The organism is Glycomyces sp. NPDC047010 (assembly GCF_040644205.1).
Taxonomy (GTDB): Bacteria; Actinomycetota; Actinomycetes; order Mycobacteriales; family Micromonosporaceae; genus Glycomyces.
This window is the reverse complement of the sequence record NZ_JBEYVY010000004.1, coordinates 301,569-316,317: the sequence shown is the minus strand read 5'-3', so window position 1 is coordinate 316,317 and position 14,749 is coordinate 301,569. Positions and strand designations below refer to the sequence as shown.

The following is a 14,749-nucleotide window of genomic DNA, read 5'->3' as shown; positions in this document are numbered from 1 at the left end:
GAACACCTACTCCATCACGATGAGGACGACGGCATGACGAGCACCCCTGCGGACACCAACCTATTCGCGAGCTCCCTCGACCTGGTGCGCATGCCGTTCATCTTCACGCAAGACGAGTTGCACACCACCGAGTCGTTCATCAAGCGGGCTAAGGAGCGGGGCTTCGACCTGACCCTGGACACGCTTCAAGAGCTTCACAGCCTTCGCGTCCTCGTTCCCCTGTATCGCGTGAGCGATACTGCGGTGGCCGGCCGACGCATCGCAATCGAACGGCCGATGGGGCCGAATACTCGAGCCGAGGTGCTGGACGCCGCCGGTGAAGGGCGCCTGCGTGATCCTGCGGCGGAGGGATACTCGGTGGCGTGGCCGTATCGAAGACCTGCCGATGCGGACCCGGAGGGCTGGTGGAACGGCTTCGTGTACTCCTCATGGCAGCTCATCGACCTGCACAGAATTACGACTATTCACCAGAACTTCAAGCACGGCTGGGACCGCACTCGCGTCGGTCGAGTAGAGCAGCACCACCGGTTCGCTCGGGCTCTGGCGGCCCTGGCGACGCCATACCTGCCGGGAGTCATCAGGCGATTCAGTCTGCCCATGGAACTCGATGAGAGCGAGCTGCGGCGGTATCGAGCGGGCGTGGACAAGCTCGACCTCCTCCGCGTGGCGGGCTTCCCGCCTGACCAACTCCAATCGACCGCTGACCACCTCCTCGCACAGGCGAATCACCTGGACCCGCTCCGCAAATGGCTGCCGCTGATGCGCTACGCACGCTACGACGGATGGTCGAAGCTCCGGGGGGCACCGCTCGCAGCGATGTGGCAGCGGGTAGCAGCTGAGGTTCTGCTGCGAGCCCACGAGGAACTCGCCGCATACGGCACTCTCGAGCCGCTGCCCGCCCTGACCGGCACGGGCTGGTGGACCCCACAGCATGACCGGCTGTCACCTCGGTACGTGGAGGCGCAGACGCTTGAAAGGGCGCTCGCCGAGTTCGGGCTCTCCCCCCACCCGAAGGTCATCCTCCTGGTAGAAGGGGAGACTGAGCTGTTCCACCTCCCCAAGTTGCTTGCAGAGCTGGGATACGACCGACCCCAGGACATCCGGGTACAACGCACCGAGGGGTCCATGGTCAACCCGCACCTGATCGCCCGGTACGGCGTGACACCGCGCGTCGGGCGGAAAGTCAAGGACGACACTTGGCTGCTCGATGCCTCCCCCACGGCCTTGATGATCGCGATGGACGCAGAGAACAACTTCGCCACGGAGGAGAAACGGCTGAAGATGCGCCGCAAGCTCCAGGCCGCGATCAGAGAAGAAGTGCGGTACCAGGACGCCGACATCAACGATGCCTCCCTCGACGAGCTGGTGCACATCTTCGTCTGGGGCGACGACACCTACGAGCTCGCCAACTTCACCGACGACGAGCTAATGCCCGCACTCACACAGATTGCGAAGGCGCAGGGGAATCCTCGGCAGGCGGAGCCCTCCTGGGAACACGACCTTGCCGCGGCTCTGCTCGACGCGCGCTCGAGGCACGTCGACATCAAGTTCGTGTTCTCAGCGATGCGCATGACCGAGTCCAAAACCGAGCTTGCACGACTCCTCTGGCCGGCCCTGCTGCGGAAGAGTGAGCGCGAGTACGCCGACGATGAACCCACCACGCCCGTCGTCCGGCTGGTGCTGGAGGTCCGCCGCGTCATCGCACGCCAAACAGGCATTTTCGGACTGAGGGGCCCGTCGGAAGCATCCTGACGCATTCGGTCGAGCATCGGCGGTCGCCGTGCTTCCTAACGGGTGATTGTGGACCCTGCGTCGACTGTCAGCGGGGTTACGATAAGCAAGATCAAGCTGATTCGTGTGGATGTGATGAATCATGGCCCGTCGACACCCCTCCCGCCGAACTTCCGCCTCACCCCCGGCTGACGCCGCTCGTGAAGCCGCGCAGATTCAAGCCGCTGCTTCGAAGAGGGGCGCGCACATCGCCGGCATCTGGGGAGTGGTCGCGGCGTCCCTGGCAGTCGTCATCGGCGGCGTGATCGGCCTGATGCTCGCCAACGACACAGGCAGCCCCAGCGAAGACAGCTCGACCTCGGTATCGCAGGCGGGCGATGCGCTGACCTCTGCGGAGGACCTGGCGAGCGGAGCGTTTTACGAAGTGGCCTACACCGACGGGCTCGGCGTCGACACCTACGAAGGCCCGTCGCGGGATTACCAGAAGGGCACCGCCCTGCAGGAGGGTGTGCTCGTCCGTATCCAATGCCAGGACCGCACCGGGGAGACCATCAGCGAGTACGCCGACGGCGACGCCTCCGAGCGCTACGACGAGCCCTGGCCGGTCTGGGACCTGCTCAGCACCAGCATGTGGGTGCCCGACCTGTTCGTCTCCACCCCGAAGATCCCGGGCGATCAGCCGCCAGCAGACATTCCATTGTGTGAAGAAGAGTGAGCAGAAAGGGCGAAAGTGGCTAGGAACTCCTCGAAAGGCAAGGGCAAGGCGGGAAAGCAGCCGCGGCAGGACTGGTCAGCCCTGGATCGCCGGATGCTGCACGATGACGCCTCGTGGGTGTACTCACTGGCGGGGTCGGCCCAGGGGGATGAGTACTGGGAGGCGCCCATGGGTCTCGGAGGGCTTCCCCAGTTCGCGCGCATCGCCCATGAAGGTCTGGAGCTACTGAAGCACCGCGACTCCGACCGGGCAAGAGCGATCGCCCTCAAGTTCGCCGACGATATCGCCGCCGCCCGCCATACCGTCAAGCTGTTCGATGATAACCAGAAGTTCTACGACGGGGTCATCGCCGATTTCGTCCGCATCGAAACGCTGCACGGCAGCCGGTTCAGCGCCGATGACGATCTCGCGATCGTTGAGGTCGACGGCCGGCTGATCTCGACCAGCCGCATCGCCGCCTTCCAGAGAACACTCGTCCTCGATGCCACTGGGGACCGAGCGCAGGGTCGCGGCCACACTTACAACTTCGGCAATGAGATCGGCCAATTGGTCTCCGTCGTGCTGTTGGGGTTCGGGTTGACCAAGCCGCGCTCCGTTCCCCTGGAGCTTCCGGAGGGACCCCACCCCTCAGCGGAGACCACGTCTCGTACCGACCGCTATAGCGGGTGGTTCGAACCAGAGTTCCCGCTCCCCGTGAAGGACGCTTTGACCGTGGTGGAGACCCATGTCAACACCGCACTGCTCCTGTTCGCCTTGTCGGCATCCGAGTTCACCAGCCCGCTCTTTCGCGCCCGGTTCATCACTGCAGCCCACGTGCTCAACGCACTCGAAGAGGTCCAACTACGGAATCCCGCACTCGCAGGACGGCAGGGCATGTCGGAGCTGTCGCGGCTGCTGACCATGCCCGAAGCGAAACGCATCCGCGCCAACGACAAGCTAAGGAACAGGTGCATGCACTATGGTGTGCCCTCGTACCTGCAGAACCTGGGCCCGAACCGACCCGGATACGGTCTAGTGGAAGCAACAACCAGCCCACGCTGCACCTTCGACCAAGCGAGAGCCGACGTACTGGAAGTCCTCCAGACTGCTTCAGATCTCTTCCGAGACTGGCGCAATCCCTGAGGAGACACGCAGTGCCATTCCGGCGCTTGGTCTTCTGGCGGAAAGTTCTCTGGCAGAGATTCTTGTCAGCCTCGCCGAGGAATTTGTTCGCCGGGGCAACACTTGCGGGCGCGTCAGAGGCCCTCAGCTGCCAGCGCTGCAGTCAATCTGCTTTTCCTGCTTCCGGATTCCGGATAGCCCAATTTGCTCGAGACATTCATGGGTTGAAGAACGGTACGCTGAGGCGATCAGTCGTTTGCCCCCTTTCGAAGGACTGTTTGTGATGTCACTCCGTCATTGGATTTGCGGACCGAGTTGGAAAGCCTCGACGGGTGCGATCGTCGTGGCGGTGATCGTCGCTGGGATCTCGGGCCCTGTGACGAACGCGGTGCCGTTGTGGGTAGGCATTCCGTTGGGGCTGGCCGCGGGAGTTGCCACGGCCTCGCTCCAAGTGCAGTTGGACCGCCGCGCTGAGTGCCGGACGCGAGAGCGCGCGTGGGAGGCGGCGGTCGCGAACGGGCCGTCAGTTCCCTCGACCGATGACGACGAGGATGGGCTGATCACGCTCCTGCTGCCTGAGCAGTCGCCGGTGCGGTTCTCCCAGACGCATGCCGCGATGGCGCGACAGTTGCGGCGTTGGGCAGCCGAGCCTGGGACACGGCCACGGCCGGTGATCTGCTTGGCAGGGCAGGCCGGAGGTGGGAAAACTCGACTCTTGCTCGAGGTGTCCTCAATGCTGGCCGATCAGGGCGTCCGAAGCGGCTGGGTCTCCGAGGGGCACGGTCCGGATGCGGTGGAGGCAGCAATCGCCCTCGACGAGCCGGTGCTCCTGATCGTCGACAATGCCAGCACGCATCCGCAACTGGTCGATCTTCTGACCTGTCTGCAGACCACGGCGCCTTCAGCGGTGACCGTGGTGCTGGCGGCGCGCGACTTCGGGGACTGGTGGCGCAGCGCCCAAATGCGGCTTCCACGCAAAGTCCTTGGCCTCGTGGTGGTCGATCCCGACCTGCAACTTCCGCCGGCACCAACCGACCCGAAAGGGCAGCAGCAGGTGTTCGAACAAGCGCGGCGAGCGTTCGGTGGCGACGCTGCGGCGGCGGTCCAGTTGACCCCGGCAGCGGCGCCGTCGATACTGCTACTCCAAACTGCTGCACTCTTGGCGGCGACAAGCACGAGCGCTCCCCGAGCCGACCCCAGCGTGGCGATCGCGAGACTCTTCACGCTCGAAGAAGCGCGGTGGCAAGCCGCATCTAGGCATGGCGGTGGCATTGAAGACTTGCGTGCCGCAATCCTCCTGGCGACGCTGGTAGGTGCCGCCACCGAGGCAGACGCAGAGCCGCTCCTGCTGCACCACCCTGGGCTGGCAGCATAATCCCATCTTTGGCGCCAGGATCTGATCGTGACACTTCGAGGCCGTTATCCGCAGGAGTACTCCTTCTACCTGGCACCGCACTTGCCAGGCTTGCTCGCCGAGTACTACACCGCAACCCATCTCGCAGCTCACCCCACCATCGCGAACGCCGTCGAAGCAGCAGCACTTGCAACCGCGGACCCGCACATGACCGCGACCCGCATCGTCGGAATCCTGGGGCAAGCAGCCAGCCACACCCCAGCCGCCGCGACCGCCTTGCGGACAATCATCGACCACAATCCCAGCTACTGGCTCCCGGCCGCCATCAGTGCCGTCCGTGACGTCGGCGTACCGATCGACCAGATCCTCGCAGCAGCAAGCAGAACCGCGAAGCTGGACTCCACCGAACTGGCCGAGACGCTGGAACAGATCCCGCAGTCCGAACGAATTTACCGATTGGGCGAAACCGCAATCGCACTCATGCGATGCCGCGCCGAACTCGCCGACGATGAGGAAGCTAAGACAGAGCGCTACCTCGACATCACGAACCTGCTCGATGCCCAGGGCAAGTTCCGCGAGGCCGAGCGCGTGCTCCAGCAAGCACGAAGCCGCATGGAGCGGGACAGCCACGAAACAACCAACCCATCCGATCTTCAATCAGCCGCGTCTAGTCAACCTGTATTGGCTGCGCTTCTAGAGACCAGCTCGCAGTACCAACGACTCGTGGGGCTCCTCGCTTCGGTGCTGAGGCATCAGGAGCGTCTGGAAGAGGCTGAGCAGCTGTACCGCATAGTCCTGCAGGCGCGCGAAGAGCAGCTCGGTACCGACCACCGAAAAGCCCTCGCCATCCGCCACAATCTCGCGGACCTCCTGGACAGGCGCGGCCGGTGGGAGGAGGCCGAGCAAATACTTCGGGCAGTCCTGCGCGCGCAGGAAGAGCAGCTCGAGACCGACCACCCCGACATCCTGACCAGCCGCCACAACCTCGCTCGCCTCCTGGACAGGCGCGGCCGGTGGGAGGAGGCTGAGCAACTGTTCCGGGCAGTCCTGCGCGCGCAGGAAGAGCAGCTCGGGACCGACCACCGCGGCACCCTTGCCAGCCGCCACAATCTCGCGGGACTCCTGGGCAAGCGTGGCCGATTGGGGGAGGCCGAGCAAATGTTTCGGGCAGTCCTGCAGCCGCAGGAAGAGCGGTTCGGGACCGACCACCCCGATACCCTCAACACCCGCCACAACCTCGCAGGCGTCCTGGGCAAGCGTGGCCGGTGGGAGGAGGCTGAGCGACTGTTCCGGGCCGTCATGCAAGCCCGAACGGAACACTTGGGAACCGACCACCCCCACACCCTCAACACCCGCCACCATCTCGCGGACCTCCTTGAAATGCGTGGCCGGTGGGAGGAGGCTGAGCGACTGTTCCGGGCCGTCATGCAAGCCCGAACGGAACACTTGGGAACCGACCACCCCGATACCCTCAACACCCGCCACAACCTCGCAGGAGTCCTGGGCAATCGTGGCCAGTGGGAAGAGGCCGAGCAACTGTTCCGGGCAGTCCTGCGCGCGCAGGAAGAACAGCTCGGGACCGACCACCCCGACACCCTCGAGACCCGCCACAATCTCGTGATCCTCCTGGGTAAACGCGGCCAGTGGGAAGAGGCAGAAGTGGAAGCACGCACCGCGTTCGCACGGGCAACTGCGACGCTTCGAGGTGACGATCCCCGCGTGGAAGCGACTCGACGTTCATTGACAAATGTTCTGCGAAGTCAGGGAAAGATAGACGAAGCCGAGCAGATCGCGTCCAGCTAACCCCCAAGTTTGTCCTTCACCTTGCAGGTCTCGCAGTGTCGGCCCGGCTGGGTGACTCAGGATATTCCCGGCAGTCAGTTCGTACTTGACATCACGCCAGCACAGCGTGACCCGGACGCCTCGCTGCGACTGTGAGTCAGGACCTGCTGTGACGCAACGTGAAACGCTATCGGCGCTCTTGCCTGGCGCAGCTCGGCGACGGCATCGCCAAGGACCAGCGTCCCTTAATCACGTACGCAGTTACGAGGCGCTCACATATGTCAAGATGAAGGCCCTGCCCTTGGTCTGCAACGGACTGAAGCGAATGAAGCTGTTTCGGCCCACAATGTAATCAAAGAGTGGGTCCGCCGCCTCCCCGGGCTACCACCACAGACCCACACCCCTCGACGACCTGCAAACACACGAGAATCTTCCAGGCTTCCGGGTTCGGGCTGTATATGACTCCAACGGCAACGAGATCGCAGCCGAGGTTCGGTCCATCTGATTCCATAGCAGGAGATGGCGGCTGCGAGGGCGAGGAATGCGGCGAAGAGGCGGCCATGGCGCGTATCGCAAGGTCACACGGCGGTAGCCGCCGAGCCAGGCGATGGTGCGCTCTACGACCCAGCGGTGGCGGCCGAACGACAAGATGAGCATTGTGCCTGCCGACCGGGTAGTCGGTCAGGTTCGCCACGCCGTGGTACTCCAAGATCGCCCTGTTGAGCGTGCGGTTCTTACGGTCCTCGGCCTCAATCTCCTGCTGACACTTGTCGCGTTTACAGAGCCGCTCGATGTTGACGCTAGTGACGGTGACACCGAAACAATCGAGCGCCTCCGTCTTCGCGGCGACCTCTTCGATGACTACCTTGTCCGTGTCGCCTTCGACCAGAACAGCGCCGACAGCGAACAAGCAATCGACGAACGGCTCGGAGAAGACGGCGTCGATTTGTTGGAGCCCTTCGGACCCGCCAGGCGCTTCGCATTAAGCGGCGCGTTCCTCGGCGTTCAACCGTGTACCCCAATGTGTACAACTCTCGCATACGATTTGCGTAGCGGGTCGCTCACCGGACTCAAGGGGAGGACGGCGGAATGTCGGCCCAGGACAGGAAAACATACACGTTGACACCTGAGCGATACTGCTCGGCGCACTGCATAGGTCATCACGGAGAGATCCTGCAGGGAGTGTTCTACACGGAGGGCGGCAAGCCCGTGCGCGCATTGGTCACGATGCCGTTCCACGGCGGCGGTACCACCGCATTCGCGCAAATGACCACGGAGGACGGGATTCGAGTGCTTCCCGCCGGGCGTTGGAAGGCGTTCCGCGCGGCGGAACTCACCAGGAGGGCACTCCGCATCAAGGCCGGATTGCGAATCACCCTTTCATCGGACCTCCCTCCCGGCCTCGGTATGGGTTCATCGACTGCCGACGTCGTCTCCACCATCCATGCGATCGCGGGTGCTGCCGGTCGGCAGCTGTCAGAGTCGCGCGTGGCGGGGTTGGCGGTCCAGGCCGAGAAGGCGGCCGATTCGCTGATGTTCCAGAGCAAGGTCGTCTTGTTCGCCCAACGCGAAGGCCGCGTAATCGAGGACCTCGGAAGCCGGCTTCCGTCGATGATCGTGGTCGGGTGCTGCTGCGACGACGGAACGGTGGAGACGCTCGGTCAAGCGCTGATCGAGTACACCCCTGCGGATCAGCGCGAATTCGAACAGCTCCGGCGCCGGATTCGGGCCGCCGTCCGCGACGACGACGCGTCGGCACTGGCATCAGTGGCCACGAACAGTGCCCTGATCAACCAGCGCTACATTCCGAAACGGCGATTCTCCGAGTTCATGGAGGTCGCCGAGCGAGCCGGGGCGCTCGGGGTCCAGATCTCCCACAGCGGCACCGTCGCCGGGATCATCTTCGACGGTCGGGATCCCGAATCCCTGGAGCGTGCCGCTCTCGCGAGAAGGATGCTCTCGCTCCGAGCGCTCGAGCCGAACTGGTCCTTTCGCACCGATGAGCGCTTTCCGCCGATCAGGCTGCGTCAGGGGAAATATCGGGACGCGTAGGAGCGTGCGAGGGTAGTCACCCGGAGTCCTTCTCTCCTTTGTGCTCCGCGATGAGCCCGAAGATCCACGCCGAGGACTCGACCGTGTCGCCGAGAAGCAGTCGGTTGGTTCGCGATCGCATCCGGCCCGCCATCTCGGTGAGCCCGATCTGCTCGTATATCTCCCCGGCCGCTCCGAAGTGGCTCAGCGCCGGGGAGAGCTTTCCCCTGGCCCGGGCGACCTCTCCCAGGCCGAGTCGAGCGTTCGCGCCGCCGAGCCGGTCTCCGATCTCCTCGAACGTCTCCAAGACCGCCTGGAAGCAGGTGTCTGCGTCAGCGAGTCGTCCCTTGGACAGCGCCACCGCCCCGAGTCCCCATTGGGCGTACGCGGCTCGCCGCCGCTTGCCCAGCGACGCGAACAGTTCGAAGGCCGCCGAGAACCGCGTCTCGGCCGTCGCGTAGTCCTCGCGCAGCCGGGCCACCTCGCCGAGTCCGCGGTGCACCCCGGCGACCCCGCCCAGCATCCCGGTTGCCTCGAAGATCACTCCCGCCGCCTTGTAGTGCGTCTCTGCGGTGTCGAAATCGCCCCGGAGGCGGGCGATGTGGGCGAGGCCCGAAACCGCGTCGGCGATGCCTCCCTGGTCACTGAGGGCCTCGTACGTCGAGAGGGCCTCCGCGTAATGACGCTCGGCAGCGGCGTGCTCTCCACGCAGGCGCCCGACCTCGCCGAGCCCCCACTGGGCCGAGGCCCGGCCGGCCTGGTCCCCGATTTCACCGAAGACCTCCGCGGCGTGCAGCAGCGCAGTGGCGGCGATGTCGAACCGATCCAGCAGGATCGCCAGACCGCCCGCCGCGCGCGCGAGACGGGCGCGGTCGCCGTCTCGGCCAGACAAGGCGACGTCGCGCACGTTCTCGGCTTCCACCTCGAACCAGTCCCGCCGTTCCTCGTTCGTCGACGCGACTCTGGTGCGGTAGTGCGCGACGAGCGCGGCGACGATCCGGTCGTGATCGGCCGGATCGGAGCCGGCGCTGAGCGGGTCCGAGGCGGAGTCTGACCATCCGAGCCGGGCGAGATGGTCGCCGAATGCGCGGATCATGTCGTGAGCGACGTAACTGCGCAGCCCTAGGTCGGAGGCTGAGGCGGCGGCCGCCGGGCGCTCGGCGAGACCCGCGCGGATGAGCATGTCCATCACCGCGGCTGTGCGCCGGAGCGGGAGGCCGAGGACCGACGCGATGCTGTCGATCGTGGCAGCGGCCCCAGGATGCACGCCGAACGCGCGGAAGGCCCGCCGCTGCTGCTCGTCGAGGTGGCGGTACGAGCCGCCCAATCGCACGAACAGGTCGGAGAACGAGTCCGGTTCCGTGCTTTCGCGTGGCTCAGGAAGGTCCTCGACAACCTCGGCCAGCGGCCAGCCGGCGGCGACCTTCCTGGCGTGCGAGGCGATGAGGACGGGGATGTACAGGTCGCGCTCCAGCAGTGCCGCGACGAGGGAGCGGTCGTGCCCGACTCCGGCGATATGCTCGAACATGGCCTGCGCCTCCGGCGGTTCCAGCACGTGGAGCCGGATCGGACTGCTCGCCAGCTCCATCTCGATGCGGTTCCGGCTGGTGATGATCGTCGCGCACCCAGGGGCGCGCACCATCAGGTCGGCGACCTGCTCCGCGGCCCTGACGTTGTCCCACACCATGAGGAGCCGCCGGCCTGCGGTGACCGATCGCCATAGTGCCAGCCGCTCCGGCGCGGTCAGCTTGCCGATCTCCATGACCGAACGTCCACTCACGGTCGGTAGCATCGTCGCCAGTGCCTGGTCGGCGGTCTGTGGGAGCTTCGTCCCGTAGGAGTGGAAGTCGTAGAAGACCCGGCCCTCGAAGGAGTGGGCTCGATTCGCGAACGCGATGGCGAGAGCGGTCTTGCCGACTCCACCAAACCCGCCGATGGACTGGACCTGTGCGATCCCGTCGGCGGACTCGACTGCCGCTCGGATCCGTTCGAGGTCCGCCTCCCTGCCGACGAACCCGGTGCCGCTCTGGTCGGGGTGCCAGTAGTCGCGCCACTCGAACCGGGCCTCTCCTGAAGCGATCTCGATGTCGCGGCGACCGGAGGCCGCGGCTTCGAGTTCAGGGAGCCGCTCGAGGTCGTTCTGGCGGAACGCCTGCCACAGCGGATTAAGCACCTGCATTCCCCGCGTAGCCTCATGCTCGACTTCGCGCAGGATAGACGTGCAGAATACGGCGACGACCGAGTGCTCCGTGTTCCCCACCACCGCCGGGAAACCAGTACCGGCGGCGTCGATCCACAATCGCACGGAGCCGACCAAATCCTCAATTGCCGTACCGTTCACCAAGGGCCAGTTGGCCTTTCGCTGGCCGAACAGTGATTTGCGAACGGTGCGCCGGAGTCGCGCATCGTTCTCCCACAAGGTTGCGATCGCGGTCCGGGCGCCCCGGGAGACGGCGATGAGGAGTGCTCGTCGCACCTCTGCAGAGTCCCGGCGTCGACGTGCGGCGACGAAATCGGAGGCGCGCTGGGAAAGCTTGGAGGCGATCCACATGCTAATGCTTAAGGGGTCCATGGACATCGCCGTTCACTCAAGGGGTGGGTCCAATGCTACCGATCTGACGCCGTCGCCGCTTTTCCGGCTTGCGCACCCGACGACGCCCTAGTGCCCCGGGGGGCGGCGCTCTGGAGGCAGCTCGGGCTCGAAATGCATGAGCCGGTGCGATGTGGTGAACCCCGCGCGCTGGTAGACGGCGACCGCTCGGGTCGTCGAGTGGACGGTCACGCGTTCCAATCCGAGTTCGTCGGCGAGAAGTAGGAGTGCGTCCACTAGGCCGCTCCCGATGCCGCTATTGCGTGCTTCCGGAACGATGTACACGCTCTGGACGTCGCCGACGGAGCGGTCCAGAACGAGTGGAGTGGGTACGCGAGGGGTGATCGCGATCCAGGCCATGCCGATCAGCTCCCGCACGCGGACCGCCACGACGCACCGGTGAGAGTGCGCCGCCGCCGCCCAGCGCGCGAACTCCTGCTCGAACGCGTCGCGATCGGTCCCGGGTTGGCCGTCTTCCTCAGTCAGCCATCGCCATCGGAGCCGGGCCACGTCGAGCCACTCGGCATCCTGCGGCTGTCGGAACTTGACCTCGCTCATACATCGAGTATGCCCGCTCGGGGCTGCACGGGCGCGAACGCGGGTCCTGGGGCCCACTCGCATGACGCATCGGGCCGCGCTCGCCCAGTTCGTAGCGGATGGTGAGGCGGCGGTAGCCGCCGAGCCAGGCGATGGTGCGTTCGACAGCCCGGCGGTGTCGGCCAAGGTGGGCTGAGGACTCGATGCCGCGACGAGCGATCCGGTCACTGATCCGGCGTTCGCGCAGCGCTCGGTGACGGTATCCGCCTCGTCGGCCCGGAGAGCAACCGGGAGGTGCTCCGGTCGGCTGCGACTCGCGGCGGCCTGCTGCTCTTCACGGACGCGGGGGTGTACCAGTCTGCTTTGCACCGTTGCGCTCGTTGCCGGGAAGTCCTCTCCACCGCGGGGTGGACTGGTCAGCGGGCTCGTGCACCTCGCCGAGAACCGCACCGCCATGGGCGACCCCGGCACGGCCCGCGGGCACTACCGGCGCGCCGTGGAGATCCTCGACCGACTCGGCCACCACGACGCCGCCGAGGTCCGCGCCGCCCTGGACGCACTGCCCTGACGCGGCGGTGCCGACCGTCCAACCGCCGATCCATGGAGACCGACACCCCGATGATCGCGATCACGACCGCCCGACCCGAGGAGTACGCGGCCGCCGCCGCGGTCCTCGCGGACGCCTTCGCCGACGACCCCGTCGCCCTCAGCATCCTTCCCGCGCAAGCGGACCGGCAGCGGAAGCTGACGCACTTGTTCACCGCGGTCCTGCGGTCCGGCCCGGGGCCGCGCGGTGCCGTGGACGTCGCCCGCCGGGAGGGCGACGGGCAGATCGTCGGCGTCGCCGCCTGGGAGTCGCCCGCGGCGCGCCGCGGCGCGCTCGCCCGGGAGCTCGCCCAGATGCCGCTGTACCTCAAGGCGTTCGGCGCCGCCGGCATCCCCCGCGCGATGACCATGGAGCACCGCCTCCAGCGCCACCGCCCCGCCGAGCCGCACTGGTACCTGGCCGACATCGGCGTCGGTGCCGCGACACAGGGGCTCGGCGTCGGGTCGGCGCTGCTGCGGGCCCGCCTGGAGGACGTCGACCGCACCGGCCTGCCGTCCTATCTGGAGTCCTCCACTCCCGGCAACCGACGCCTCTACGCACGCTTCGGCTTCCGCGAGATCGCCCCCATCGACGGCATCCCGAACGCGTCGCCCGTCGCCATGCTCAGATAGCGCGGCCGACCGTCCGGACGGTCCGCGGCGTACCGGGAACGAAGCCGCTGTTCGGCTTCAGCACGGCCACCACCGCACGTTCGGTGGCGGTTGGTCGTGTCGGGCATGCCCCGATGCCGTCTCGGAACAGGGACAGGTTCGGTCCTGGTTCGCTCCTACGCTCGCCGGACCGGTCCGGCCGGGCCGGTTTCCGTCGATCCAAGGAGCATCATGACCATTCTCGTCACCGGGGCGACCGGCACGGTCGGCCGTCATCTCGTGGAGCAGCTGACCGGCGCGGGGCACCGGGTGCGGGCGCTGACGCGCGACGCGTCGCGGGCGCGGTTCGCTCCGGAGGTGGAGGTCGTCGAGGGCGACATGACCGATGTCGCGAGTCTGCGCCCGGCGTTCGCGGGCGCGGCGGCGGCGCATCTGATCACCTTCGGCGGCGACGACGGCGAGGACCTGTCCAACGGCGCCGGCATCGTCGCGCTGGCCGCGGAGTCGGGGGTGCGGCGGGTGTCGGTGCTGAGCGGTTGGGCGCCGACCTCGGTCGAGCGGGCGCTGCGCGCCTCCGGGATCGGCTGGACGCTGCTGGCGCCCGTCGAGTTCATGTCCGGCGCGTTGGAGTGGGCGCCGCAGGTCCGGGCGGAAGGCACCGTGAGCACCCTGGCGACGTTCGCGAGCGCGGTGGTGCACGAGGCGGACATCGCCGCGGTCGCGGCGACGGCCCTGACCGAGGACGGCCACGCGGGCCGGACCTACCACCTGACCGGGCCCGAGTCGCTCACCCCGCAGGAGCGGGTGCGCCTGCTCGGCGAGGCGCTCGGCCGCGACGTCGCATATGTACACCTGACCGAGGGGCAGGAGCGCGAGCGCCTGCGCGGCCTCGGCTACCCGGAGGACTACGTGGAGTTCGGCATCCAGCTCGCCGTGAACCCGCCCGCGCAGGCCGGCGACGTCCACGACACCGTCGAAGCCGTCACCAAGCGCCCGGCCCGGACCTTCGCGCAATGGGCGGCAGAGCACGCCGACCGCTTCCGCGGCTGAGCCCGCCCAGGCTACGTCACCGACCCGCACGGCAGCCGCTGCTTGTGCGGGTTCTTCGTCTTCTTGCGCGTTTTCTGCCTCGTGTCGGTCTCAGAGGTCGTAGCCGAAGCTGCTGCATGCCTGCACCACCTCGTAGAGGACCGATTCGGTGTCGCCTTCGGCAGGACCGATGCCCTTGTCCTCGAACTCGATGCAGGCCGGCACCCAGTAGCGGTAGAGCTCCATGAGGTCGGTGATCTCGTAGACGCCCTCCGCGTCCTGGAACTCCGCAATGAATTCCGCGGACCTGTCGGGGTCGGTCAGCTTGATCCGGAAGGCCGACGGGAGCTCGTCGGCCTCGACGGTGTCCACGAGGTCCGGCCGGTCTTCGAAGGTGTCCTGGAAGCGTTCCAGGGCTTCCGCCTGGGACTCGAACTGGACTTCATCGACCAGTGGATGCTCTTGGAACGTCGATTCGAGCTGCTCCAGGACGTCGTCCTCGATGTCGCGTTCAAGGTAGACGATCACATGGTGGTCGCCGGGGAACGTAGGGGTCGTGGCCTCGTCGCCTCGCAGGAGCACGTAGGCGAGCGCCCCGACGGCCGCCACCCCCACGCAGAGGGCGACGATCGCGATCGTCCGGCCGAGGGGCCGTTTCGACTTGGGTGGGATTGTGGACATG

General features: G+C 66.5%; 12 protein-coding genes and 3 pseudogenes. 9 read left to right on the top strand and 6 right to left on the bottom strand.

Going from position 1 to position 14,749, the window contains the following annotated elements:
- Positions 1-33: 33 nt before the first annotated feature.
- From AB0A65_RS10620 to AB0A65_RS10600, 5 genes are all read left to right on the top strand, one after another.
- The gene (locus AB0A65_RS10620) at positions 34-1,752 is read left to right on the top strand and encodes a hypothetical protein (protein ID WP_359949593.1); all 1,719 of its coding nucleotides are present in this window, start codon (positions 34-36) and stop codon (positions 1,750-1,752) included.
- 121 nt (positions 1,753-1,873) lie between these two features.
- The gene (locus AB0A65_RS10615) at positions 1,874-2,446 is read left to right on the top strand and encodes a hypothetical protein (RefSeq protein WP_359949590.1); all 573 of its coding nucleotides are present in this window, start codon (positions 1,874-1,876) and stop codon (positions 2,444-2,446) included.
- A 93-nt stretch (positions 2,447-2,539) separates the two neighbouring features.
- Entirely contained in the window at positions 2,540-3,568 is a 1,029-nt protein-coding gene (locus tag AB0A65_RS10610) for a hypothetical protein (protein WP_359949587.1), read from the top strand.
- Positions 3,569-4,280: 712 nt separating this feature from the next.
- Positions 4,281-4,922 carry a hypothetical protein gene (locus AB0A65_RS10605; RefSeq protein ID WP_359949584.1) on the top strand — a complete coding sequence of 214 codons (642 nt, stop codon included), beginning with the start codon at positions 4,281-4,283 and terminating at the stop codon, positions 4,920-4,922.
- Between the two features lie 27 nt (positions 4,923-4,949).
- On the top strand, positions 4,950-6,704 hold the full coding sequence (locus AB0A65_RS10600; protein ID WP_359949581.1) for a tetratricopeptide repeat protein: 1,755 nt from the start codon (positions 4,950-4,952) through the stop codon (positions 6,702-6,704).
- A 488-nt stretch (positions 6,705-7,192) separates the two neighbouring features.
- On the opposite strand, the pseudogene AB0A65_RS10595 reads toward AB0A65_RS10600, so the two are convergent.
- A pseudogene (locus AB0A65_RS10595) lies at positions 7,193-7,322 on the bottom strand (transposase); the annotation flags it as partial.
- A 166-nt stretch (positions 7,323-7,488) separates the two neighbouring features.
- A pseudogene (locus tag AB0A65_RS10590) lies at positions 7,489-7,593 on the bottom strand (TOPRIM nucleotidyl transferase/hydrolase domain-containing protein); the annotation flags it as partial.
- 272 nt (positions 7,594-7,865) lie between these two features.
- Between AB0A65_RS10590 and AB0A65_RS10585 the strand changes: the two are divergent.
- Positions 7,866-8,735 carry a hypothetical protein gene (locus AB0A65_RS10585; protein WP_359949578.1) on the top strand — a complete coding sequence of 290 codons (870 nt, stop codon included), beginning with the start codon at positions 7,866-7,868 and terminating at the stop codon, positions 8,733-8,735.
- A 16-nt stretch (positions 8,736-8,751) separates the two neighbouring features.
- Here the strand turns inward: AB0A65_RS10585 and AB0A65_RS10580 are convergent, their stop codons facing one another.
- The 3 genes and pseudogenes from AB0A65_RS10580 to AB0A65_RS10570 all read right to left on the bottom strand — a co-directional run.
- Complete coding sequence (locus AB0A65_RS10580; RefSeq protein WP_359949575.1) at positions 8,752-11,265, bottom strand: tetratricopeptide repeat protein; 2,514 nt, start codon at positions 11,263-11,265, stop codon at positions 8,752-8,754.
- Between the two features lie 108 nt (positions 11,266-11,373).
- Complete coding sequence (locus AB0A65_RS10575) at positions 11,374-11,862, bottom strand: GNAT family N-acetyltransferase (RefSeq protein WP_359949572.1); 489 nt, start codon at positions 11,860-11,862, stop codon at positions 11,374-11,376.
- Positions 11,863-11,950: 88 nt separating this feature from the next.
- A pseudogene (locus AB0A65_RS10570) lies at positions 11,951-12,085 on the bottom strand (IS5/IS1182 family transposase); the annotation flags it as partial.
- A gap of 183 nt (positions 12,086-12,268) precedes the next feature.
- On the opposite strand from AB0A65_RS10570, the gene AB0A65_RS10565 reads away from it, so the two are divergent.
- The 3 genes from AB0A65_RS10565 to AB0A65_RS10555 all read left to right on the top strand — a co-directional run bounded on the left by AB0A65_RS10565 (position 12,269) and on the right by AB0A65_RS10555 (position 14,088).
- Positions 12,269-12,409, top strand: coding sequence for a hypothetical protein (locus tag AB0A65_RS10565; RefSeq protein WP_359949569.1), 141 nt, complete (start codon positions 12,269-12,271; stop codon positions 12,407-12,409).
- A gap of 32 nt (positions 12,410-12,441) precedes the next feature.
- Positions 12,442-13,059: a GNAT family N-acetyltransferase gene (locus tag AB0A65_RS10560; RefSeq protein WP_359949567.1), complete on the top strand. Its 618-nt coding sequence runs from the start codon at positions 12,442-12,444 to the stop codon at positions 13,057-13,059.
- A gap of 210 nt (positions 13,060-13,269) precedes the next feature.
- Positions 13,270-14,088, top strand: a complete 819-nt coding sequence (locus AB0A65_RS10555; RefSeq protein ID WP_359949564.1) for an NAD(P)H-binding protein — start codon at positions 13,270-13,272, stop codon at positions 14,086-14,088.
- Positions 14,089-14,178: 90 nt separating this feature from the next.
- Here AB0A65_RS10555 and AB0A65_RS10550 read toward each other — a convergent pair whose 3' ends face one another.
- Entirely contained in the window at positions 14,179-14,748 is a 570-nt protein-coding gene (locus AB0A65_RS10550; RefSeq protein ID WP_359949561.1) for a permease-like cell division protein FtsX, read from the bottom strand.
- Position 14,749 lies beyond the last annotated feature (1 nt).